This is a genomic window from Ruminococcus flavefaciens MA2007 (assembly GCF_000621845.1).
In the GTDB taxonomy this organism is placed as follows: Bacteria; Bacillota; Clostridia; order Oscillospirales; family Ruminococcaceae; genus Ruminococcus; species Ruminococcus flavefaciens_E.
This window is the reverse complement of record NZ_JHXF01000007.1, coordinates 77,840-101,354: the sequence shown is the minus strand read 5'-3', so window position 1 is coordinate 101,354 and position 23,515 is coordinate 77,840. Positions and strand designations below refer to the sequence as shown.

Annotated in this window: 22 protein-coding genes, 3 pseudogenes and 1 riboswitch; of the genes and pseudogenes, 15 read left to right on the top strand and 10 right to left on the bottom strand. The window is 47.7% G+C overall.

Features of this window, described 5'->3' with window-relative positions; translation table 11 throughout:
- Window positions 1–25 precede the first annotated feature (25 nt).
- From bglS (T497_RS19015) to bglS (T497_RS17925), 3 pseudogenes are all read left to right on the top strand, one after another.
- Window positions 26–1,231 (top strand): annotated as a pseudogene (gene bglS, locus T497_RS19015) (beta-glucanase); the annotation flags it as partial.
- Between the two features lie 228 nt (window positions 1,232–1,459).
- Window positions 1,460–2,092: pseudogene (gene bglS / locus T497_RS17930) on the top strand (beta-glucanase); the annotation flags it as partial.
- 225 nt (window positions 2,093–2,317) lie between these two features.
- Window positions 2,318–2,956 (top strand): annotated as a pseudogene (bglS, locus tag T497_RS17925) (beta-glucanase); the annotation flags it as partial.
- A 122-nt stretch (window positions 2,957–3,078) separates the two neighbouring features.
- On the opposite strand, the gene T497_RS0103685 reads toward bglS (T497_RS17925), so the two are convergent.
- Window positions 3,079–3,945, bottom strand: coding sequence for an AraC family transcriptional regulator (locus tag T497_RS0103685; protein WP_028514451.1), 867 nt, complete (start codon window positions 3,943–3,945; stop codon window positions 3,079–3,081).
- A gap of 224 nt (window positions 3,946–4,169) precedes the next feature.
- Here T497_RS0103685 and T497_RS0103680 point away from each other — a divergent pair, with 224 nt between their 5' ends.
- From T497_RS0103680 to upp, 12 genes are all read left to right on the top strand, one after another.
- A complete protein-coding gene (locus T497_RS0103680; protein ID WP_028514450.1) occupies window positions 4,170–5,060 on the top strand; it encodes a hypothetical protein in 891 nt (296 codons plus the stop codon).
- A gap of 20 nt (window positions 5,061–5,080) precedes the next feature.
- Window positions 5,081–7,159 (top strand): glycoside hydrolase family 3 C-terminal domain-containing protein, encoded by a 2,079-nt coding sequence (locus T497_RS0103675; RefSeq protein WP_028514449.1) that lies wholly within the window; start codon window positions 5,081–5,083, stop codon window positions 7,157–7,159.
- 15 nt (window positions 7,160–7,174) lie between these two features.
- Window positions 7,175–8,488: a xylose isomerase gene (xylA, locus tag T497_RS0103670; protein WP_196243009.1), complete on the top strand. Its 1,314-nt coding sequence runs from the start codon at window positions 7,175–7,177 to the stop codon at window positions 8,486–8,488.
- A gap of 57 nt (window positions 8,489–8,545) precedes the next feature.
- Window positions 8,546–10,000: an extracellular solute-binding protein gene (locus tag T497_RS0103665; RefSeq protein ID WP_028514447.1), complete on the top strand. Its 1,455-nt coding sequence runs from the start codon at window positions 8,546–8,548 to the stop codon at window positions 9,998–10,000.
- 309 nt (window positions 10,001–10,309) lie between these two features.
- Window positions 10,310–11,062: a carbohydrate ABC transporter permease gene (locus tag T497_RS0103660; RefSeq protein WP_242839966.1), complete on the top strand. Its 753-nt coding sequence runs from the start codon at window positions 10,310–10,312 to the stop codon at window positions 11,060–11,062.
- On the top strand, window positions 11,050–11,904 hold the full coding sequence (locus T497_RS0103655) for a carbohydrate ABC transporter permease (protein ID WP_051530506.1): 855 nt from the start codon (window positions 11,050–11,052) through the stop codon (window positions 11,902–11,904). Before T497_RS0103660 ends, T497_RS0103655 begins: the two co-directional genes overlap by 13 nt.
- A gap of 165 nt (window positions 11,905–12,069) precedes the next feature.
- Entirely contained in the window at window positions 12,070–13,743 is a 1,674-nt protein-coding gene (locus T497_RS0103650) for a formate--tetrahydrofolate ligase (RefSeq protein WP_028514444.1), read from the top strand.
- 15 nt (window positions 13,744–13,758) lie between these two features.
- Entirely contained in the window at window positions 13,759–14,199 is a 441-nt protein-coding gene (gene tsaE / locus T497_RS0103645; RefSeq protein ID WP_028514443.1) for a tRNA (adenosine(37)-N6)-threonylcarbamoyltransferase complex ATPase subunit type 1 TsaE, read from the top strand.
- A complete protein-coding gene (gene tsaB, locus T497_RS0103640; RefSeq protein ID WP_028514442.1) occupies window positions 14,180–14,866 on the top strand; it encodes a tRNA (adenosine(37)-N6)-threonylcarbamoyltransferase complex dimerization subunit type 1 TsaB in 687 nt (228 codons plus the stop codon). Before tsaE ends, tsaB begins: the two co-directional genes overlap by 20 nt.
- A 16-nt stretch (window positions 14,867–14,882) precedes the next feature.
- A complete protein-coding gene (gene rpiB, locus T497_RS0103635) occupies window positions 14,883–15,317 on the top strand; it encodes a ribose 5-phosphate isomerase B (protein ID WP_028514441.1) in 435 nt (144 codons plus the stop codon).
- On the top strand, window positions 15,317–15,892 hold the full coding sequence (locus T497_RS0103630; RefSeq protein ID WP_028514440.1) for a GNAT family N-acetyltransferase: 576 nt from the start codon (window positions 15,317–15,319) through the stop codon (window positions 15,890–15,892). Before rpiB ends, T497_RS0103630 begins: the two co-directional genes overlap by 1 nt.
- A gap of 2 nt (window positions 15,893–15,894) precedes the next feature.
- A complete protein-coding gene (gene upp / locus T497_RS0103625) occupies window positions 15,895–16,524 on the top strand; it encodes a uracil phosphoribosyltransferase (protein ID WP_028514439.1) in 630 nt (209 codons plus the stop codon).
- 43 nt (window positions 16,525–16,567) lie between these two features.
- On the opposite strand, the gene T497_RS0103620 is transcribed toward upp, so the two are convergent.
- The 9 genes from T497_RS0103620 to T497_RS0103580 all read right to left on the bottom strand — a co-directional run bounded on the left by T497_RS0103620 (window position 16,568) and on the right by T497_RS0103580 (window position 23,049).
- The gene (locus T497_RS0103620) at window positions 16,568–17,239 is read right to left on the bottom strand and encodes an HAD family hydrolase (protein ID WP_051530505.1); all 672 of its coding nucleotides are present in this window, start codon (window positions 17,237–17,239) and stop codon (window positions 16,568–16,570) included.
- Window positions 17,239–17,706 carry a 6,7-dimethyl-8-ribityllumazine synthase gene (ribH, locus tag T497_RS0103615; RefSeq protein WP_028514437.1) on the bottom strand — a complete coding sequence of 156 codons (468 nt, stop codon included), beginning with the start codon at window positions 17,704–17,706 and terminating at the stop codon, window positions 17,239–17,241. Before ribH ends, T497_RS0103620 begins: the two co-directional genes overlap by 1 nt.
- Window positions 17,707–17,727: 21 nt before the next feature.
- Complete coding sequence (locus T497_RS0103610; RefSeq protein ID WP_028514436.1) at window positions 17,728–18,246, bottom strand: hypothetical protein; 519 nt, start codon at window positions 18,244–18,246, stop codon at window positions 17,728–17,730.
- 15 nt (window positions 18,247–18,261) lie between these two features.
- Complete coding sequence (locus tag T497_RS0103605) at window positions 18,262–18,744, bottom strand: hypothetical protein (protein WP_028514435.1); 483 nt, start codon at window positions 18,742–18,744, stop codon at window positions 18,262–18,264.
- Between the two features lie 10 nt (window positions 18,745–18,754).
- Window positions 18,755–19,954: a bifunctional 3,4-dihydroxy-2-butanone-4-phosphate synthase/GTP cyclohydrolase II gene (locus T497_RS0103600; RefSeq protein WP_028514434.1), complete on the bottom strand. Its 1,200-nt coding sequence runs from the start codon at window positions 19,952–19,954 to the stop codon at window positions 18,755–18,757.
- A 5-nt stretch (window positions 19,955–19,959) separates the two neighbouring features.
- The gene (locus T497_RS0103595; protein ID WP_028514433.1) at window positions 19,960–20,850 is read right to left on the bottom strand and encodes a hypothetical protein; all 891 of its coding nucleotides are present in this window, start codon (window positions 20,848–20,850) and stop codon (window positions 19,960–19,962) included.
- Window positions 20,851–20,863: 13 nt separating this feature from the next.
- On the bottom strand, window positions 20,864–21,508 hold the full coding sequence (locus T497_RS0103590) for a riboflavin synthase (RefSeq protein ID WP_028514432.1): 645 nt from the start codon (window positions 21,506–21,508) through the stop codon (window positions 20,864–20,866).
- A complete protein-coding gene (gene ribD / locus T497_RS0103585; RefSeq protein WP_028514431.1) occupies window positions 21,489–22,598 on the bottom strand; it encodes a bifunctional diaminohydroxyphosphoribosylaminopyrimidine deaminase/5-amino-6-(5-phosphoribosylamino)uracil reductase RibD in 1,110 nt (369 codons plus the stop codon). The genes T497_RS0103590 and ribD overlap by 20 nt, the downstream gene beginning before the upstream one ends.
- 73 nt (window positions 22,599–22,671) lie before the next feature.
- Window positions 22,672–23,049, bottom strand: a complete 378-nt coding sequence (locus T497_RS0103580; RefSeq protein ID WP_028514430.1) for a hypothetical protein — start codon at window positions 23,047–23,049, stop codon at window positions 22,672–22,674.
- A gap of 76 nt (window positions 23,050–23,125) precedes the next feature.
- Window positions 23,126–23,240, bottom strand: a riboswitch (FMN riboswitch).
- Window positions 23,241–23,515 lie beyond the last annotated feature (275 nt).

Genomic DNA, 23,515 nt, shown 5'->3' with positions numbered 1-23,515 from the left:
TTCGGGGGATATTGCATTGAAATAAATGAAAAAGTGGCTACGGTCACGGAATGAGAGGCATATTATGGAAAAGCACACATTCAGACGGTGCGCAGCTGTTCTGGCTGCCTGCACAGTCATGGCTACGGCTGCTTCATTTGGCACAGCGTCTGTTTCGGCAGCCGACGGAGTATCAAAGTGGGGAGACGCTAACTGCGACGGCATGGTCGATATGAGCGACTGCGTCCTTATAATGCAGGCTTTAGCTAACCCAAATAAGTACGGTCTTAACGGAACTGACCAGAATCACCTCAAAGAGCAGGGCGCTGCAAATGCTGACGTTTTTGAGAACGGCAGCGGACTTACAAGCGGCGATGCACTTTCTGTCCAGAAGTATCTGCTCCACAGCATTTCGACTCTTCCTGAGTCATACAAGCAGGGCAATAACCCTGTAGAAAGCACTACAACAACTTCTACAACAACTACCACCACAACCACAACGACTACTACAACATCTACCACTACAACTACTACCACCACAACAACTACTACAACTCCTACAACGACCACAACCACAACTACAGCTCCTAAGTCAAATTTCCCTGACATGGGCACACCTATGAACAGCTCGGCTACAATGGTAGAGGACTTCCGTGACGGAAACTCCAAGTATTTCATTGCTTCTGACGGCTGGGAGAACGGCGATCCGTTTGACTGCGGTTGGTACAAGTCACAGACATCTCTTGATAATGGCTGCCTGACACTTTCGATTGACAAGGACTACAGCGGCAAGTACAACTACGCAGGCGCTGAGTACAGAACCAATGATTTCTATCATTACGGCTACTATGAGACTTCAATGAAGGCTATCAAGAACGACGGCGTTGTTTCTTCGTTCTTTACATACACAGGCGAGTCTGACAAAAATCCTTGGGACGAGATCGACATCGAGATCCTTGGTAAGGACTCCAGAAAGGTGCAGTTCAACTACTACACCAACGGACAGGGCAAGCACGAGTATATGTATGACCTCGGATTTGATTCCTCTGAGGCTTACCATACATACGGCTTTGACTGGCAGCCTGACCACATCACATGGTATGTAGACGGCAAGGCTGTTTACACAGCTAACCAGAACATTCCTAAGACTGCCGGCAAGATCATGATGAACACATGGCCGGGACGCGGAGTTGACGGCTGGCTGAACCACTACAACGGAAATACACCTCTTACCGCATATTACCAGTGGGTAACATACGATCAGAAGGGTGCTCCAAACGGCAACAACAATAATAACAATAACAATAACAACAATAATAACAATCAGCAGCAGAACCCATGGGAGCAGAACAACAACAATAACAACAACAATAATAATAATCAGCAGCAGAATCCTTGGGAACAGAACAATAATAACAACAACCAGCAGCAGAACGGCTCCATAAAGGACTACGGTACTGCTATGGATTCATCTGCTACAATGGTAGAGGACTTCCGCGACGGCAATTCAAGATACTTCATTGCTTCTGACGGCTGGGAGAACGGCGATCCATTCGACTGCGGCTGGTACAAGTCACAGACATCTCTCGATAAGGGCTGCCTGACACTCTCAATCGACAAGGACTACAGCGGCAAGTATCACTACGCAGGCGCTGAGTACAGAACCAATGATTTCTATCACTACGGTTACTATGAGACCTCTATGCAGGCTATAAAGAATAAGGGCGTTGTTTCCTCATTCTTCACCTACACAGGCGAGTCCGACAACAATCCTTGGGACGAGATAGACATTGAGATCCTCGGTAAGGACACTACAAAGGTACAGTTCAACTACTATACAAACGGACAGGGCAAGCACGAGTATATGCATAGCCTCGGCTTCGATTCATCTGAGGGCTATCATACATATGGCTTCGACTGGCAGCCTGACCACATCACATGGTATGTAGACGGCAAGGCTGTTTACACAGCTAACCAGAACATTCCTAAGACCGCTGGCAAGATCATGATGAACACATGGCCCGGACGCGGTGTAAATGAGTGGCTCGACCAGTACGACGGCAAGACACCTCTTACTGCTCGTTATCAGTGGGCTACATACAACAAGAACGGCAAGTCGGGCAGCAGCAATAACAACAATAATCAGCAGCAGAATCCATGGCAGCAGAACAATAATAATAACAACAATAACAACAACCAGCAGCAGAACCCATGGCAGCAGAACAATAATAATAACAACAATAACAACAACCAGCAGCAGAACCCATGGCAGCAGAACAACAATAACCAGCAGCAGAACAAGACAACTGCTTCAGGTCTTGTAGACTATGGTACTCCTATGAAGTCTGGCACAACAATGGGCGATGACTTCAGAAACGGTTCTTCACGCTACTTCATCGCTTCTGACGGCTGGGAGAACGGCGATCCGTTTGACTGCGGCTGGTACAAGTCACAGACTGCTTTCAAGGACGGAGCTCTCCAGCTCAGCATCAATAAGGACTACAGCGGCAAGTACAACTACGCAGGCGCTGAGTACAGAACCAACGATTTCTATGGCTTCGGCTATTACGAGACTTCAATGCAGGCTATAAAGAACAACGGCGTTGTTTCATCGTTCTTTACCTACACAGGTCCTTCCGACAACAATCCTTGGGACGAGATCGACATCGAGATCCTCGGCAAGGATACCACAAAGGTGCAGTTCAACTACTACACAAACGGACAGGGCAAGCATGAGTATATGTACAGCCTCGGATTTGACGCTTCACAGGGCTATCATACATACGGCTTTGACTGGCAGCGCGATCACATCACATGGTATGTAGACGGTAAGCCTGTTTACACAGCTAACCAGAACATTCCTAAGACCGCTGGCAAGATCATGATGAACACATGGCCGGGCAGAGGCGTTGACGAGTGGCTTGCACACTACGACGGAAAGACTCCTCTTACTGCTCGCTATCAGTGGGTTACTTACAACAAGCAGTAAATTCTGCGAATGAGTTTTTTCTTTCCATAATTATAACAAAGGCGGTACTTTTCAGTACCGCCTTTGTGCGTTTATGAAAAAAGCTGCGGTAAATATACCGCAGCAATTTTTTATTGTTCGTCTGATATTTTGTACAGCGTTTTGAACTCTGTAGGAGTGCAGTTCTTAGCCTTTTTGAATGCACGGTTAAAAGTGGTCAGGCTTGAGAAGCCTGCACGCATAGCGACTTCCGTGACTGACAGAGCAGGATCAATGAGAAGCCTTTCTGCCGCCTTTATGCGCTTTCCGTTTATATACTGTATGTATGAAACGTTGTTGTACTTCTTGAAGATCCGTGAGAAGTGATACTTGCTGTAGCCTGCGATATCCGCTATCTTTTCCAGCGGTATCTCGAACATATAGTTCTGGTTGATGTACTTCATCACCATGTTGAACTTCTTGGAGTCCTCACGCCCTGCCGTTTCGCCTGCAAAGGCGTCGGCAGCCTGTGTAAGCTGGTACTCGCGGACAGCAGTTATCATATTTATAAGACAGAGATAAATCTTTACATCTGCAAGAGTCGATTTTGAATAGTACTCGGAATAGATATCCAGTATGCTCTTTCGGGAGAGTATATAAAGCTCCTTGCTGACATTGGGGGTTATGTAGAAGGCTTCGGAGAAAACGGGAAGCAGAGCCTCCAGCGCAGGGATATCGCTTATTATGCTGTTGTCGCACTGGAAGATGATTCGTCTGCCCTCCTGAGCAGGCATCGAATGGAGCTCGCCGGGAGGGATAATGATGATCTCCTTTTCGTTAAGGTGGTAATCGGTGCCGCCAACGGTAACTGTGAAGCCGTTATGTAAAGGTATGATGACTTCCACGGCGTTGTGCCAGTGAGTCGGATATTCCTCTATCTCATCGTTGTCATAGAGCATTACGAAGCGCTGATTTTCGTATTCAACGGTCTCGTATTCGCCCGACAGATTTTTAATCATGATTAGCCTCCTTAATCAAAAATTGTTGTGAATTATATGTCAAACTCCGTGTTTTTACCTTGGAACTGGATATATTATACACTATTACGATAGTATTTGTAAAGTGAATTTGAATAATTTGTGCAATGTTCGCATTTTTTGAATATCAAGTAGCAATTTTTGATTAGTATAAATTGCCGAAGTGTAATATAATATCGTTAGAGCAAACGAAAGGTGATGTATGAATGTCTGTAAAATGCTATGAGACCGAATATGAGAATTTCGGGAAATGTCAATGCCTTGACAACGGCAGGATAAAGCTTATCGCTACTACCGATGTTGGACCGAGGATCGTTTTTTTTGGCTTTGTTGACGGCAGAAACGTTCTGTTTGAGGATATTGACAGGAATTTCTACGAGATGAACAGCGGCTACGGAGTGTGGTACGCTTACGGCGGACACCGCATCTGGTGCGCTCCCGAGGAAATGCCCGAAACTTATTTCCCTGACAACTCAAAGGTCGAGGCGTTTTTTGACAAAGGCACACTTACCCTCAGACCTGCAAGAACAAAATTTGATAAGCAGTTTGAGATACTGATAACTATGGGCGATGATGATACGGTCACTATCGACAACAGGATCACTAATTGCTCGGATAAGTCATCAAGATTTGCTCCGTGGTCTGTTACAGGACTTGCGGCAGGCGGTACGGAGGTGATCCCTCTTTGTACAGATGACAACGGATTCCTTCCGAACAGAACGATGGCTCTGTGGAGCTATTCCGATGTAAATGACAAGAGATTCACTCTCAAAGATAGATACGCCCTGCTCAGACAGGACGCCAAGGCGGAAAAGCCTTTCAAAACAGGCTTCAATGTTACGGGAAAACAGATAATATATGTAAACGGCAAGAATATCCTCAAGGTAAGCTTTGACGGATATACGCCTGCGGAATATCCTGATTTCTGCTGTAACTTTGAAACATATACAAACAGTCTTTTCCTTGAATGCGAGATACTGGGCGAGCTCAGAAGCTATAAGCCCGGCGAGACCGCTTCACTGAAGGAAACATGGGAGCTGAAGTCTACTGACAAGACTCCCGAAGAGGTCATAGATGAGTTTGTAAGCAAATTTTAACAGAGAAAGGTAAATGCCTAATGGAGAAGTATTTAAACGAAGCATTATCCGCACTTGAAAGAGCCGAAGACCTTACGGACAGGCTCTCAGTGGAGGAACAGGCAGAACAGCTCAAATATGACGCACCCAAGGTCGACAGACTTGGGATACCCGCTTACAATTGGTGGAGCGAGGGACTGCACGGCGTTGCAAGAGCTGGTACAGCTACAATGTTCCCGCAGACAATAGGTATGGCAGCAATGTTTGACGAAGAGGCTGTACATAAGGCAGGAGAGATAACTTCTGTTGAAGCAAGAGCTAAATATAATGAGTATTCCGCTCACGGTGACCGCGACATCTACAAGGGACTTACCCTTTGGTCACCTAACGTAAATATATTCCGCGATCCGAGATGGGGAAGAGGTCAGGAGACCTACGGTGAGGATCCGTTCCTTACTTCCAGACTCGGAGTTGCTTATGCCAAGGGACTTCAGGGAGACGGCAAGGTTCTCAGAACAGCTGCCTGTGCCAAGCATTTCGCGGTTCACAGCGGTCCTGAGGCTACAAGACATGAGTTTGACGCAAAGTCCAGTATGAAGGACATGACCGAGACCTATACCGCAGCTTTCGAGGCTCTTGTAAAAGAGGCTAAGGTAGAGAGCGTTATGGGCGCTTACAACCGTGTAAACGGCGAGCCTGCCTGCGCAAGCAAGTTCCTCATGAAGAAGCTTGAGGAATGGGGCTTTGACGGTCACTTCGTTTCAGACTGCTGGGCGCTGAGAGATTTCCACACCAATCACGGTGTTACAAAGACCGCTCCCGAGTCCGCTGCACTGGCTCTCAAGACAGGCTGCGACCTCAACTGCGGAAATACATATCTTCACCTTCTTATTGCATATAATGAAGGGCTCATCACTAAAGAGGACCTGAGAAATGCCTGCGTTAAGCTGATGAGAACAAGAATAAGGCTGGGTATGTTCGACAAGTCAACAGAGTATGACGGACTTGACTACGACATCGTAGCCTGCGACGAGCACAAGAAGTTCGCTCTCGAATGTTCGGAGAGAGCAATGGTGCTCCTTAAAAACAATGGTATCCTGCCGCTTGACGGCAAGAAATACAAGACTATCGGAGTTATCGGACCAAATGCCGACAGCGTTCCCGCACTTGAGGGCAACTACAACGGCAGAGCTGATGAATACATCACATTCCTTGACGGAATCCGTGAGGCATTCGACGGCAGAGTTCTTTTCTCCGAGGGAAGCCACCTCTACAAGGACAGATGCATGGCTCTCGCTCTCCCTGACGACAGACTCGCCGAGGCTGAAATAATCGAAGAGCATTCAGACATCGTTGTTCTCTGTGTAGGTCTTGATGCTACTATCGAGGGCGAAGAGGGCGACACAGGAAACGAGTTCTCGTCAGGCGACAAGAACGACCTGAGACTTCCCGAGTCACAGCGCAAGCTTGTAAAGACGGTAATGGCTAAAGGCAAGCCCGTTATCATAGTAACAGCAGCAGGCAGTGCGATAAACGTTGAAGCAGACTGCGACGCGCTTATCCAGGCTTGGTATCCCGGTCAGATGGGCGGAAGAGCTCTTGCAAACATACTCTTCGGCAAGACATCTCCTTCGGGTAAGCTCCCTGTCACATTCTATGAGGACGCTTCAAAGCTGCCCGATTTCTCGGATTACAGCATGAAGAACCGTACTTACAGATATTCCGAAGGCAATATACTTTATCCCTTCGGCTTCGGACTTACATATTCCGAGACAGAGTGCTCGGAGCTCACTTTTGAAAACGGCGTTGCTTCTGTAAAGATAACAAATACAGGCAGCCGTGCTACAGAAGATGTAGTCCAGTTCTATATTAAAGGTTATTCGGAGAACGCAGTTCCCAACCACAGCCTCTGCGGCTTCAAAAGAGTCGCACTTGACGCAGGCGAGAGCAAGATCGTACAGATCACTCTTCCTGAAAGAGCTACAATGGCAGTCAACGAAAAGGGCGAGTGGGTAAAGGAAGGCAGTGAGTTCACCCTCTATGCAGGAACTTCACAGCCCGACGAGCTCAGCGAAAAGCTGACAGGCAAGAAATGCACTACTCTGAAAATAAATGTATAATTATGGAGGAAAATAATGGAATTTTTCAAGAATATCGGCAAGATCGAGTATAAGGGAAAGGACAGCAAAGACGACTTCTCATTCAAGTACTACAATCCCGATGAAGTGATCAACGGCAAGAAGATGCGCGACCACCTCAAGTTTGCTCTCTCATGGTGGCACACAATGGGCGGCGACGGAACAGATATGTTCGGCTGCGGCACAACAGACAAGACATGGGGACAGGCTGATCCTGCTGCAAGAGCTAAGGCTAAGGTTGAAGCAGCTAAGGAGATCATGGATAAGCTTTCTATCGACTACTACTGTTTCCATGACCGTGACCTCTCACCTGAGTACGGCAGCTTAAAGGAAACAAACGCTCAGCTCGATATCGTTACAGATTATATCAAGGAAGTTATGGGCGACAAGAAGTGCCTCTGGGGTACAGCTAAGTGCTTCGACCACCCAAGATTCATGCACGGCGCAGGTACTTCACCTTCCGCAGACGTTTTCGCATTCTCAGCTGCACAGATCAAGAAGGCTATCGAGTCTACAGTAAAGCTCGGCGGTAACGGATATGTATTCTGGGGCGGCCGTGAGGGTTACGAGACTCTCCTCAATACAGACATGAAAACAGAGCTCGACAATATGGCTCGTCTCATGAAGATGGCTGTTGAGTATGCACGTTCGATCGGCTTCAAGGGTGATTTCTACATCGAGCCAAAGCCAAAGGAGCCAACAAAGCACCAGTATGATTTCGATACTGCTACTGTTCTGGGATTCCTCAGAAAGTACGGCCTCGACAAGGACTTCAAGATGAACATCGAGGCTAACCACGCTACACTTGCTCAGCACACATTCCAGCATGAGCTCCGTGTTGCAAGAGACAACGGTGTATTCGGTTCTATCGATGCTAACCAGGGCGATCCGCTCCTCGGCTGGGATACAGACCAGTTCCCGACCAACATCTACGACACAACAATGTGTATGTACGAGGTTATCAAGGCAGGCGGCTTCACAAACGGCGGTCTCAACTTCGACGCTAAGGCAAGAAGAGGCAGCTTCACTCCAGAGGATATCTTCCTCAGCTACATCGCAGGTATGGACGCATTCGCACTCGGCTTCAGAGCTGCTCTCAAGCTCATCGAGGACGGACGTATCGACAAGTTCGTAGAGGACAGATATGCTTCATGGAAGACAGGTATCGGTGCTGATATCATTGCAGGCAAGGCAGATTTTGCTTCACTTGAAAAGTATGCACTTGAAAAGGGCGAGGTTACAGCTTCACTCACAAGCGGCAGACAGGAAATGCTCGAGTCTATCGTAAATAACGTTCTTTTCAGTCTGTAATTTAAGCGGACTGTTAGGATATAAATCAATTTATTCCAAAATTGGAGGTAAAGAAAAATGAAAAAGGCATTATCATTCATTTCGGCACTTGCACTTCTCGCAACAGCTACTGCTTGCGGCGGTACAAAGGATTCATCCAATCAGGGCACAGATGCTGGTACAAGCAATACTGAGTCCAAGAAGGATGACGGCGGAAAGTCCGGCGGCAAGCAGACTATCAATCTCTGGTCCTTCACAGACGAAGTTCCTAAGATGGTTGACAAGTACAAGTCACTTCACCCAGAGTTTGCAGACAAGTACGATGTTAAGGTAACTATCGTTCCTACAACAGACGGTGCTTATCAGCCTGCACTCGACAAGGCTCTCACAGGCGGCGGAGCAGATGCACCTGATATGTACTGTGCAGAGGCTGCATTCGTTCTCAAGTATACACAGGGCGAGATGTCAAGCTATGCAGCTCCTTACAAGGATCTCGGAATCGACGTTGACAACGAGATCAAGGCTGCTGATATCGCTCAGTACACAGTAGATATCGGTTCAAACAACGGCAACGTAGTAGGTCTTGGCTATCAGGCTACAGGCGGTGCTTTCATCTACAGACGTTCAGTTGCTAAGGCTGCTTTCGGTTCAGACGATCCTAAGGTAGTTGAGGAGAAGATCGGTGCTGGTTCAAACAGCTGGGATAAGTTCTTTGAGTGCGCAGAAGAGCTCAAGGGCAAGGGCTATGGTATCGTATCAGGCGACGGCGATATCTGGCACGCTGTTGAGAACAGCTCAGACACAGGCTGGGTTGTTGACGGCAAGCTCAATATAGATCCTAAGCGTGAGGCATTCCTCGACCTCTCCAAGAAGCTCAAGGACAACGGCTATCACAATGATACAGAGGACTGGCAGGATGCTTGGTTCGCTGATATGAAGGGTGAGGGCGCTAAGGAAGTTCTCGGTTTCTTCGGTCCTGCATGGCTCATCAACTACACACTTTCACAGAACTGCGGTTCTTGGAAGGAAACAGGCGAGAAGGATGCAGACGGTAATGCTATCAAGGAGCTTGATACATCTATCGGTACATACGGCGACTGGGCAGTTTGCCAGCCACCAATCGGCTTCTTCTGGGGCGGTACATGGGTACTTGCTAACAAGGATTCCAAGGTTAAGGAAGGCGTTGGAGAGATCATCGACTGGATCACTCTCAACTGCACTCAGGACGGCCTCCAGTATATGTGGGCTAACGGTACATTCGATCCTGCTAACCCAACTAAGGACTGCGTAGCTTCAGGTACAGTTCTCGGTATGTCCGACGGTAAGGTTGACTTCCTCGGCGGTCAGAATATGTTTGACGCATTTGTTGCAGGTAACAAGCTTGCAAACGGTAAGAACCTCACACCATACGATGAGACAATCAACCAGAAGTGGCGTGGACAGGTTCGTCAGTACACAGCAGGCAACAAGTCAAGAGAAGAAGCTTTAAAGGACTTCAAACAGGAAGTTGCTGACGAGCTCGATATTCACTAATTTTATGCATAACAGAGCTGTGCCGCTGAAAAAGCGGTACAGCCCTGTAAATAAAAAAGGAGGCTTAAGGCTTTGAAAACGAAGCTTAAAGGTATTAGCTATTCCAAATACGGATATCTATTCAGTATTCCTTTTGTTGTTGCATTTTTGATTTTTACGCTGTATCCTACTATTTATACAGCGATCCTCGGCTTTACAAATTGTAGAGGTGTTAATAACACAGAATTTCAATTTCTGGAGCATCCGTTAGAAAACTATAAACTTATATTACAGAATGATTCTTTCCGTGTATCTCTGAAGAACACAGTAATGATCTGGATAATGAACTTTATCCCTCAGATCACTATAGCTCTTCTTCTCACTGCGTGGTTCACATCACACAGCAACGAGATCAAGGGAAAAGGCTTCTTTAAAGTCGTTTTCTATATGCCGAACATTATTACTGCTGCAACAGTAGCGATCCTCTTCCATTCGCTTTTCAACTATCCTATCGGACCTGTAAACGATATCCTTACAAGTTCAGGTCTCAGAGATGAGTCTTATTACTTCTTCACAAGTAAAACAGCGTCTCGTCTTATAGTTGTATTTATCCAGTTCTGGACTTGGTACGGAAATACCATGATAGTTCTTATATCAGGTGTTCTCGGTATCAGCCCTGACATTTACGAAGCGGCAGAGATCGACGGAGCAAATGGTGTTCAGACCTTCTTCCGTATTACAATACCTAACATAAAGACAGTTTTACTGTATACACTCGTAACAAGCCTTGTCGGCGGACTTAATATGTTCGATATCCCGTTCCTCTTCCTGAAGGGCGGTCCTGACAGAGCTACACTTACGACCAGTGTATTCATTTACAATCAGGCGTTCTCGGGAAGCTATCTGTACAACAGAGCTTCTGCCGCAAGTATGCTGATGTGGATCATTATAGCTGCACTCTCAGGTGTATTGTTCTTTATTATGCGAGATAAGGAACAGATACAGATGGATAAAGAGATCAAGAGAGCTAAAAAAGAGGCTAAAAGAGCGTCGAAGGGAGGAGTAAATCAATGGCAGTGGTAAATAAAAAGCCGGGTACATACGGCTTTAAGATCATTGCATATGCATTTTGTATACTTCTCACTGTTCTGAGTATTTTTCCGTTTATTATAATGATCGTGAACTCCACGAGAAGTACAGGCGAGATACAGAGCCATGCGGTATCATTTATCCCCGGTCTGAATCTCAAAACAAACTGGAGCATACTCATGAAGAGTAAAACCTTTGATCCTTTCTTAGGTTTCAGAAACTCACTTATCGTTTCTGTAGGATCTACAGCGTGCAATATCTACTTTTCAACAATGACAGCCTTCGCACTCGTTGCGTATGACTGGAAACTCAGAAAACCGTTCTTTACTGTTATCATGGCAGTTCTTATGATCCCTGCACAGGTAAGCAGTATCGGTTTCTACACATTCATGTATAAGATACACTGGACAAACAGCTTCCTTCCTCTTATACTCCCTGCAATCGCAGCACCTACTACCGTATTCTTCATGCGTCAGTACATGATCCCCTCGCTCCCAATGGAGATACTTCAGTCAGCGAGAATCGACGGTGCAGGCGAATTCAGGATATTCAACCAGATCGTTCTTCCGATGATGAAGCCCGCTATGGCTACACAGGCTATCTTCTCCTTCGTAACCAGCTGGAACCAGCTGTTTATGCCACAGATCCTTAATACGGATATGAAGATGTACACAATGCCGCAGATGGTATCGCTTCTCAACGGTGACGCATACAAAACCGAGTACGGTTCAGTTTATCTGGGACTGTTACTTACCGTAATACCGATCCTTATTGCATACTTCCTGCTTTCAAAATATATCATCGCAGGTGTTGCACTGGGCGGTGTCAAGGGCTAAAGTGTTCTTAATGTTATCACATTTTTCTTTCTTAAATCATAGAGGGCTGCACTTTCATAGTGCAGCCTTCTTTGTTATTGTGGAAATATTCTTTCCAAACCTTGCATTTGTTCGTTAAAAGTGGTATAATAATATTATTATTACAATGTTTCGGAGGATATATTTATGTTATCTGATATTGAAATCGCTCAGAGCGCCGAAATGAAGCGTATTGACGAGATCGCAGCAGGTCTCGGCATCGACGAGGCTGATATCGAGCCCTACGGTCACTATAAGGCTAAGCTTTCTGAGGCACTCTACACAAAGCTGGCAGACAGAGAGGACGGCAAGCTCATTCTTGTCACAGCTATAAATCCTACTCCCGCAGGCGAGGGAAAGACTACTATCAGCGTCGGTCTTTCGGACGCTATGCGCAGGATAGGCAAAAAGACAGTTCTTGCCCTCCGTGAGCCTTCGCTCGGACCTGTTTTCGGCATGAAGGGCGGCGCAGCAGGCGGCGGCTATGCACAGGTAGTTCCTATGGAGGATATAAACCTCCACTTTACAGGCGATATGCACGCTATAACAGCTGCAAACAATCTTCTCTGCGCAATGATAGACAATCATCTCCAGCAGGGAAATACCTTGCAGATAGACCAGCGCAGGATAATGTTCAAGCGCTGCATGGATATGAACGACAGAGCACTGAGAAATATCCTTATCGGTCTCGGCGGCAGAGCCAACGGCGTTCCACGTGAGGACGGCTTCAATATCACGGTTGCTTCCGAGGTAATGGCTATACTCTGTCTGGCTTCAGACCTTGCTGACCTGAAGGAGCGTCTCGGCAATATCCTTGTTGCCTATAATCTCAGCGGCGAGCCTATATACGCTAAGGACTTAGGCTGCACAGGCGCTATGACAGCTCTCCTCAAGGACGCTCTCAAGCCAAACCTTGTACAGACTCTGGAAAATACTCCTGCATTTATCCACGGCGGACCTTTTGCAAATATCGCTCACGGCTGCAATTCGCTGAGAGCTACAAAGCTTGCTCTCAAGCTGGGCGACTATGTAGTTACAGAGGCAGGCTTCGGTTCAGACCTTGGAGCTGAGAAGTTCCTCGACATCAAGTGCCGTATCGGCGGACTTGCACCTTCATGCGTAGTTCTTGTGGCTACTATCAAGGCTCTCAAGTACAACGGCGGAGTTCAGAAGCAGGACCTTGGCAAGGAAAATATGTGGGCTCTTGAAAAGGGCATCGAGAACCTGAGAACTCACATTGAGAATATGCACAAGTATCACGTTCCTGTAGTTGTGGCTATCAACAGATTTGCTACAGATACGGACGAGGAAGTAAAGTTCGTTGAGAACTTCTGCTCCGAAATGGGAGTAGAGGTGTCCATGTGCGAGGTATTCGCAAAGGGCGGCGAGGGCGGCACAGACCTTGCTAATAAGGTCTGCGAGGCTATTGACCTCTGCGGCGACAATGAGTTCAAGCCACTTTACGACACTCACGCTACTATCAAGGACAAGGTCGAGAAGATAGCTAAGGAGATATACCGCGCTGAGGGCGTTACATTTACCGCTCAGGCTGAGAAGGCTATCAAGGAGATAGAGAATATCGGCTTCTGGGACCTTCCTATCTGTGTTGCAAAGACTCAGTATTCTCTCTCGGATAACCCGAATCTTCTCGGAAAGCCAAAGAATTTTAAGATAACTGTCCGCGACGCAAAGCTCTCATCGGGCGCAGGTTTCGTAGTTATCTACACAGGCGATATCCTCACTATGCCGGGACTTCCTAAGGCTCCTGCGGCTCTGAATATCGACTGCAACAGTGACGGCACTATCACAGGACTTTTCTGATAGGGCTGACAGAATATGAAGATAGTAACTCATTCTCCTCAGGAGACCATTGCCGCGGCTGAAAAGCTGGGCGGTCTGCTGAAAGCAGGAGACATGATAGCATATAAAGGCGGACTGGGTGCAGGAAAAACTACCTTTACCCGTGGTCTTGCCATTGGAATGGGGCTTGGGGACAGCGTTACCTCGCCCACATTCGCCCTTGTCAACGAGTACCGCGGCGAGCGCATTACGCTCTATCACTTCGATATGTACCGCATTGACTCCGAGGACGACCTTGAATCCACAGGCTTCTATGACTATCCCTTTGAGGATAACGTCGCCGCAGTGGAATGGTCTGAGAATATCGCGGAGTTTCTGCCAAAGGACACTATCTATGTGACCATAAACAGTCTCGGTGAGAACGACAGGGAAATAATTATTGAGGACGGTGGAAGATTTGCTGCTGCTTGGGATTGATACCTCGGGAAAGACCGCTTCCGCAGCGCTTTTTGATTCGGACAGCGAGCTGTTTTTGGCTCAGGCTACCGTTTATACCCAGAAAACACATTCACAGGTCATAATGCCAATGGTAAAAGACATTATGGCACAGGCAGGCAGGGAGCTCTCTGACCTTGGCGGTATTGCCGTTGCAAACGGTCCGGGCTCTTATACGGGACTTCGTATCGGAGTTGCCGCAGTAAAGGCGCTCAGCTTCGGGCTTGGCGTGAAATGCTGCGGAGTATCGACGCTTCTGGGACTTGCCTGCAATAACCTTGCCTACAAGGGGCATATATGCGCCATTATGAAGGCGAGGGGAGAGCTGGTCTACACCTGTACCTACAAGAGCGACGGCTACTGCGTAGAGCAGGTCACCGAGGAGCAGATAATCTCCCGTGACGAGCTTGCTGAGTACCTTGCTTTCAACGTCAAGGAGTGTATGCTCTGCGGCGACGGAGCTGCGGAGTTCTATAATGCATACAGCTCGCCTGCGTTCATAATCGCCCCACCGCAGGGACGTTTGCAGAGCGCTGTGGGCGTGTGTCTTGCAGGAGTTTCAAGAAAGCTCTCTCAGCCCGAGGAGCTGGAGGTATCATATCTCCAGAAGGTAAAGGCTGAAAAGGACTTAGAAAATAAAAACAAATAATATGGAGATGTTTAACATGATAGCTATAGGCTGTGACCACGCTGGCGTGGAAATGAAAAATGCAGTTAAGGAGTATCTGACAGAAAAGGGCTTCGAGCTCAAGGACCTCGGTACTAACGGAGAGCCCTGCGATTACCCTGTAATGGCAGAGAAGCTCTGCGGAGAGATAACTTCGGGCAATTGCGAAAAGGGCATACTTATCTGCGGAACAGGTATCGGTATGTCTATCGCTGCCAACAAGATAAAGGGTATCCGTGCAGCACTCTGCGCTGACTATTTCTCGACCAAGTATACCCGTAAGCACAACGACGCAAACGTTATGTGCATGGGCGCAAGAACTCTCGGTCCCGGACTTGCAAGCGAGCTTGCCGAGATATTCCTCACAACAGAATTCGAGGGCGGACGTCATCAGAGAAGAGTTGACCTTATCACTGCTCTTGAAAACAAGTGATGAAGCATACGGGAACTGTTCCCTTTGAGACAGAACGGCTCGTCTGCCGCATATTTGAAGCCGATGACTGGCGCGATATGCTGGAGAACTGGGCTTCACTTCCCGAGATACAGACCGAATACGGCGAGCCTGTCTACACCGACGAAGCACAGGTGAGGGGACTCCTTGACAGCTATATCAGGGGCTACGAAAAGCCCGATTTCTACCGCTGGGCGATAACAGAGCGTTCAAGCGGCAGGAATATCGGACAGATAGCCTTCTGCAAGGTCTGGGAGGAACAGCATACTGCCGAGATAGAATACTGTATCGGCACAGAGTTCTGGGGAAAGGGCTATGCAGGAGAAGCTCTTGCAGGTCTTATTGCTCACTGCTTTAAAACTATGGATTTTGACAAGCTTGAAGCCTATCACAGAGCAGAGAATACAAAGTCGGGACGAGTTCTCGAAAAATCCATGATGCATACAACTGACACAGTTCAGCGCTTCGTACACGAGGGAGTTTCTCCCGAGGGCGAGGTATGCTACTGTATCGAAAAAGATGTATATATGAATATTATTAATGAAAGGAGCTGCTAACTATGGGAGAATTACACATTATTGACCACCCACTGGTTCAGCACAAAATTTCACTTTTAAGAGATAAGAACACAGGAACAAAGGAGTTCCGTGAGCTTGTTTCCGAGATAGCAATGTTCATCTGCTATGAGGCAACAAGAGACCTCCCGCTCAAGGAGATAGAGCTTGAAACTCCTCTTGCTGTGGCAAAGACAAAGATAATCTCAGGCAGAAAGCTTGCGTTTATCCCGATACTCCGTGCAGGTCTCGGCATGGTAGATGGTGTTACAACTCTCGTTCCTGCCGCAAAGATAGGTCATATCGGACTTTTCCGCGATCCTGTCACAAAGGAGCCTGTGCAGTACTATTCAAAGGTGCCTGATGATATCAGCGAGCGTGATACTATCATTGTTGATCCTATGCTTGCAACAGGAAGATCGGCAGTAGCCGCTATCACAGAGATGAAGAAGCTTGGCTCTAAGCACATCAAGTTCATGTGTATCATCTGCTCACCCGAGGGCGTTAAGGCTGTTCAGGAAGCTCACCCTGACGTTGATATCTACGCAGGTGTAATGGACGAAAAGCTCAACGAGGACAAGTACATCGTTCCCGGCGTCGGTGACGCAGGAGACCGTATCTTCGGTACTAAGTAAAATAGCAAAGCCTGAGAACTGAAAAGGTCTCAGGCTTTTATGTTTATTTGCCTATCGGCTTTTTACGCAGAAGCTCCACCGCTTCGGGGATATCCTGTATTCTCGGTACAATAATATCAGCCTTGGCAAGCTCCTCGGCTGAGCCGAAGCCGTAGCCGCAGCCTATGGACGGGAGCCCGTTCTGCGCCGCAGTTTCTATATCGTGGAACCTGTCGCCGATAACGATGAAGTCTCCCTCATGATTCGGAGCTATCTTGCGGAATATCTCATACTTTGGTATGAAATCGTAGGCTTCACAGCAGTAGAAATAGTCGAAAAAGCGGTCAAGCCCGAATACGCGCTTGTGGCGTTCAAGATAGTGGAAGCGGCAGTTGCTGAGGAATATCAGCGTATAGCCGCTTTTTTTCAGCTGTGTGAGCATTTCCTCAGCGCCCTCATAGAGAGCACCCTCACCGCTGTCTACTCGCCTTGCCATGTCCTCGCCCAGCATAACGCGGGCTTTTTCACGTATCTCGGGAGCAAGCTCGGGGTGGAACTGTCCCCACATATCAGTGGAATTGAAGCCCAGCCAGTAGCTTATCTCCTTGTCGGTGTACTCCCTGTCAGCTATGTAGCCGTTATCCGAGAGCCACTTCATAGTGCCGCGGAATGCAGGAGCATAGGTCAGCATGGAGTTATGGATAGTGCCGTCGTAATCGAAGATAAGATTGGTCATTATGCCTCTATCTCTCTTATGAGGTTTATCATTTCGATAGCTCCCTCAGCGCACTCGCTGCCCTTGTTTCCAGCCTTAGAGCCTGCACGCTCGATAGCCTGCTCGATGTTCTCGGTAGTGATAACGCCGAACATTACAGGGATACCTGTCTGGAGAGATACCTGAGCGATACCCTTTGCAGCCTCGTTGCATACAAGGTCGTAGTGTGAAGTGCTGCCTCTGATGATAGCGCCGAGGCAGATTACAGCGTCGTACTTGCCTGAGTTAGCCATTTTTGAAGCGATAAGAGGGATCTCGAATGCTCCGGGCACCCATGCGATGTCGATAGCTCCCTCGCTGACGTCGTGACGCTTGAGAGTATCAACAGCTCCGCCGAGGAGCTTGGATGTGATGAACTCGTTGAAACGTGCAACAACGATACCTATTCTTGTGTCCTTTGAGACCAGTTTTCCTTCGTAAGTTTTCATAATTATTCTTCCTTTCAGAGTTTATATTGACTTGTTGAGCTTGTAGTTGTCTTTAAGCAGCTTTACAAGCTCGTCGTGTTTCTCGATAATAGTGAACTTCTTAGGCATAATGCTGTTATTGAACCAGAGACTTAGTGTCTCGCCCGATACCTTGTACATTATCTTTTTCTTCTGTCTTGCAAGACCGAAATTATCGGGGAAGTACACTCTCTGGGAGGTTATGTAGGCGTATTTGCCGATGAAGAAGTCCAGCAGGAGAAGTATAGTCAGCAGCAGCAGCGCCAGCAGAAGAAGTCCGTAGCATATCATGTGATAGTTGTCGTTCATTCTTCTTGCGCCGTTCCATTCGAGGAAGCCTACTACAAGCCATGCCGCCCAGCAGCAAGCCCACCATGCGGCGTTCTTTTTCAGCTGCCTTTTCAGCTTTATTGCTGTTTTCTTGGTCTTTACGCGGCTGAGGAAGATGAAATATCCTGCGATACCGAAAACGAATACCGCTCCCATGATACTCAGCACGCATATTGCGAATATTTTGGTCATAGCGTGTATGCTCCTTTATTTTGTAAGTGGATTCTCATAGCCGTGCTTTCCGTACCAGTCAGCCAGCATTTTTACGGTCTTGATGTTTTTTATGCCGAAATTATAGGAAAGCTTTCTGTTGTTTTTGTTATTGTAGATGTAAAGGCTCTCGATGCCGAAAAGTCCCTTTTTGTACTCATAGCTGTGATTTTCCACAGGGGAGATACCCTTGTTCATGAAGAGGGGGTACCTGAGTCCCTCGGGTGAAAGGCACTCAAAGCCGCATATCGGCACAGTCAGAATTACAAGAACGAGGAAAAGCACAGTTATTATTGAGGGGCGTATCTGGAGAGCCAGAGCCAGCACAACAGGTACTGCAATGTTTATCCAGTTGCCTACAAATACCTTTTCCTTTGCCTTAGACCATGAAATAAACTCAGATATATCCAGTATTGCCATTATAATGCAGAGTATCACGAGAATTGCCATTATTATGATATCTATTACGCTGTATTCCATATCGATCACCTCAGTAATCAAGGATATGTCCCATCTTGTCGCGCTTGGTTTTAAGATAGAACAGGTCGTATGCGGTAGCGTTCACCTGTATCGGTACACGCTCCTTTATTTCCAGTCCGAAGCCGCTGAGACCGTAGACCTTGTCGGGATTGTTGGTGAGAAGTCTCAGAGTCTTGCAGCCTAAGTCTCGGAGTATCTGTGCTCCGATGTAGTATTCGCGCATATCTCCGGGGAATCCGAGAGCAAGATTTGCTTCAAGGGTATCCATGCCCTTGTCCTGCAATTCATAGGCGCGGAGCTTATTGATAAGACCGATCCCGCGTCCCTCCTGACGCATATACAGGAGAATGCCCCGTCCCTCTTTTTCTATCTGTGACATAGCCGCCGCGAACTGCTGTCCGCAGTCGCATTTCAGCGAGCCGAAAGCGTCTCCCGTGAGACACTCGGAATGAACTCGGCAGAGTATATCCTGTCCGTCGCCGATGTCGCCCTTTACAAGAGCCACATGGTGCTCGCCGTTGAGCTTGTTCACATAGCCGAGGGCTCTGAATTCGCCGTACTTTGTGGGGAGCTTTGTATTGGCAACGCACTCCACAAGCACATCATGCACCTTGCGGTACTCTTTCAATGCCTTAATGGTTATGAACTTCATGCCCCATTCCCGAGCCTTTTCCTGAAGTTCGGGAGTTCTCATCATAGTGCCGTCGTCGCGCATTATCTCACAGCAGAGACCGCATTCTTCAAGACCTGCGATACGCATAAGGTCAACAGTTGCTTCTGTGTGTCCCTCGCGTTCGAGAACGCCGTTTTTCTTAGCCGTAAGAGGGAACATATGCCCCGGGCGGCGGAAGTCCTCGGGCTTTGAGTTCTTATCGACGCACATACGGGCTGTGAAGCCGCGCTCCTCGGCGGAAATGCCTGTGGTAGTCTTTACGTGGTCGATAGATACCGTAAATGCCGTGCAGTGGTTATCGGTGTTGTAGTCCACCATCTGCGGCAGATGAAGCCTGTCGCAGAGCTCTCCGCTCATGGGCATACAGATGAGTCCCTTTGCGTGAGCCGCCATGAAGTTTACGTTTTCTGTAGTTGCAAACTGAGCGGCACATATCATGTCGCCCTCGTTTTCTCTGTCCTCGTCGTCTGTAACGAGGATAATTTCGCCGTTTCGGAGAGCCTCGCAGGCTTCTTCAACAGTGTTGTACTGGAACATCAAGATTACTCCTTATCTATTTTTATCTCGCCTGTATCGACAGCGAAGTCGATATTGCAGTTTTCAACTGATATGCTGAGGCTCTGGGACGTTCCCTTTGTCTTTTCGTCCTTGACCTCATAGTTCTTTATGCCTGTGACTTCGATATTTGCTGTTTCACCCTTTACGCTGATATCAGCTCCGTCAGAGCCGTTAAGGGGCAGACAGAATTTGATATTGCCTGTTTCAGCGAAAATATCAGTATCAGCCTTGTAGGTAACGCTGTTCATGGTGATATTGCCCGTATTGCACTTTATCACAGAGGAACCTGTTATCTCGTCATCAGAGAATGTGATATTTCCGACGCTCGCATCTGCTGTAAAGCTTCCCGACATTTCCTTGAAAGTTATATTGCCGATCCCGCACTTGGTCCTGTAATCGTTGACATACTCGGGAACAGTGATATAGACATCGTACTCCACGCGGCAGTCGGGGACATTCTTTTCGAGCCATGTGCTTATGTCTTCGCCGGACTTCTCCTCTACCAGCTTTATCACAAGAACGTTGTCCTTTACCTCAGAGACAGAGCCCATATGCTCGTTGACGTTGTCGATAGTTTCATCGGTATCGGCGTATATCCTGTATCTGAGGCACAAGCCTGACTTTTCGTCGCCTGAGTGCTCGACCTCGATATTTCCTGATGGAACTTCAACTGACATGGCGTTTATCGGCTTTGGAGTTTCAAATGTGTAGTTTTTCTGGAACTTCAGGTTCTTTGAGTATTCTTTGTCGACATCGTTGAGGTCTATAGTTACGTCGCCAACTTTTATCTTGCTGTTGTTCTTGCTGTCGGAGCAGCCTGTGAACAAAGCTGCCGCTATAAGTGATGAAGTAAGGATCGCTTTTAATATCTTCATAGCTTTTCTCCTTTTAAAATCCGTTTTTCGCAAGGAAGTCCATAGTAATGCCGCCTGTTTTCGGAGTTTCCGCAGGCTTCATGAGCTTCTCTGCATATTTGGCTATAATATCATTTTCGAGATTTACCGTATCGCCCGTCTTTTTCGTGCTGAGAATGGTCTGAGCGGCGGTGTGCGGGATAATTGACACGCTGAAAGATGTATCCGTCACCTTTGCCACTGTAAGGCTTATGCCGTCAATGGCAATTGAGCCTTTCTCCACGATATACCGCAGCAGCTCGGGAGCTGCGCTGACTGTATACCACACAGCGATACCGTCGTTTTGTATGTCGGTAATGATCCCTGTGCCGTCTATATGTCCCGATACTATGTGTCCGCCGAAGCGTCCGTTTGCCGCCATTGCACGTTCAAGATTTACAGGACTGCCGTTCGTCAGACTTCCCAGCGATGAGCGGTTTAGAGTCTCGTTCATAACATCTGCGCGGAAAACTCCGCCGCCGAAATGAGTTACCGTAAGGCAGACGCCGTTGACGGCTATGCTGTCGCCGAGGTGAACGTCCTCCAGCACTTTTTTTGCCTGTATCTCAATGAACGAGGCGTTGCCCGAATGCTGTACGCGGCTCACTGTGCCCACCTCTTCAATTATTCCCGTGAACATTCTTCACCCTGCTTTCTATGAGGATATCCTCGCCTATATGTCTGATACTGCACTGCTCCAGCATAAACGCCTCCGCAGGAATGGGAACGCCCTCTCCCATAACGGGAGCCTTACCGTTTCCGCCGAAAAGCTTTGGCGCGATATATGCCTGAACCTTGCTGACTATTCCTGCTTTCAGCGCCGACCAGTTCAGCTCGCCGCCGCCCTCAAGGAGTATGCTGTCAAGTCTCTCTTTGCCCAGAAGCTTCATCAATGCGGCTAAGTCCACATGACCGTCCTTGGGTTCAGTCTTGATAATGCGGCAGCCTGCTTCTTCATAGAGAGAAGCCCGTTCTCTGTCGTCTGATATGGCAGCGATTATAGTGGGGACTTTATTTGCTGTTTTTACGATGTTGCTGTCAATGGGAGTTCTAAGATAGCTGTCGCAGATTATTCTTATGGGATCACGTCCGTTTTCAAGGCGGCAGGTGAGGAGAGGATCGTCTGCAAGGACAGTTCCCACGCCCACCATTATGGCACTGTGACGAAGCCTTTCCTGCTGAACGTGAGCACGGGCGGCTTCTCCTGTTATCCACTTGGACTGCCCTGTATAGCAGGCTATCTTGCCGTCTAAGGTCATGGCGTACTTCATTGTCACAAAGGGGAGCCCCGTAGTGATGTAATGGAAGAATATCTCGTTGAGAGCGTCGCATTCTTCTTTGAGTACGCCCTCGATGACCTCTATGCCGTTTTCGCGGAGTATCTCCACGCCCTTGCCTGCCACAAGGGGATTAGGATCGGAAGAGCCTATGAATACGCGCTTTATGCCGTGAGCGATGACTGCGTCGGTGCAGGGAGGCTGTTTGCCGTGATGACAGCAGGGCTCCAGTGTGACGTACATATCTGCACCCTTGCAGTTTATGCCGTGTTCTTCGCAGTATGCAAAGGCGGAGCGCTCTGCGTGGAGGTCGCCGTATTTCCTGTGATAGCCCTCGGCGATTATCTCGCCTTTTTTGACGATGACAGCTCCCACCATGGGATTAGGTGATGTGAAGCCCATTCCTTTTTTGGCAAGCTCGAGAGCCGCACTCATAAAATCTTCGTTAATCATAGTATCTCCTGTTTATATTAATAAGTGTATGGGCTGTCTTTGGCAGTCCGTGTTATTATGTATGATAGTGAGTTTAGTCCTGTTTCTTTTCCCTGTCGGGGATATTGCCGAAGTATTTGATAAAAAAGAACAGTGCCGCATAAACAACGATAAAAATGGGGATAGTTACGATGAAAAGCTTTTTCAGATGTATCTCGCCGTTGGAAAAATAGGAATATCCGCATCTTATAAGAAATGTTACGGCAAAGCAGGTAAGACAATGGAGCGGTATGCGTAATATGCTTTTCCAGTTGAGTATGGCGAATGAAAGTCCGTAGAGCAGTGAAGCGATAAGCCAGATAACTACAGACCTCATGGTGTCGTCCAAGCCGTTGTCGATAATGAGCATTGGAGTGAATATAAGGGTTCCAAGACCTACTGTCAGAAAGATATTCCGGAAAGTATTCTTCATATTATCCCTCCGTGTGAAAAAATAGAAAAAGCCCCGTATATCGGGGCGCGAAGTCGTATACTGCACTTTGTGTGCGGTTTATCTTCTTTCATCCGGACTTTACCGTCGGCTTCGGAATCACACCGAATCAACCCATAAGGCTCGCAGGCTATACTGCCGGTAGGGAATTACACCCTGCCCCGAAGATAAAAAGTGGATATTCAGTTATTCTTCGTCAGCGTATGCTGGGAGCGGAGGCACTCCGCCTGCCGGTAGGGAATCACACCCTGCCCCGAAGATACTCTTAAAAGTTGAGAGTTGACAGTTTAGAGTGGAGAGTTATTGTATCGCCTTACGGCGATGTTATTTTAATAAGTCTGCGAAGCAGACACATTAACTCTCAATTCTCAACTCTTAACTCTCAACTGATATTATATCACTGTGTTAGAGATTTGTCAATATGCTATTGCTATTTTCTGAATAATGT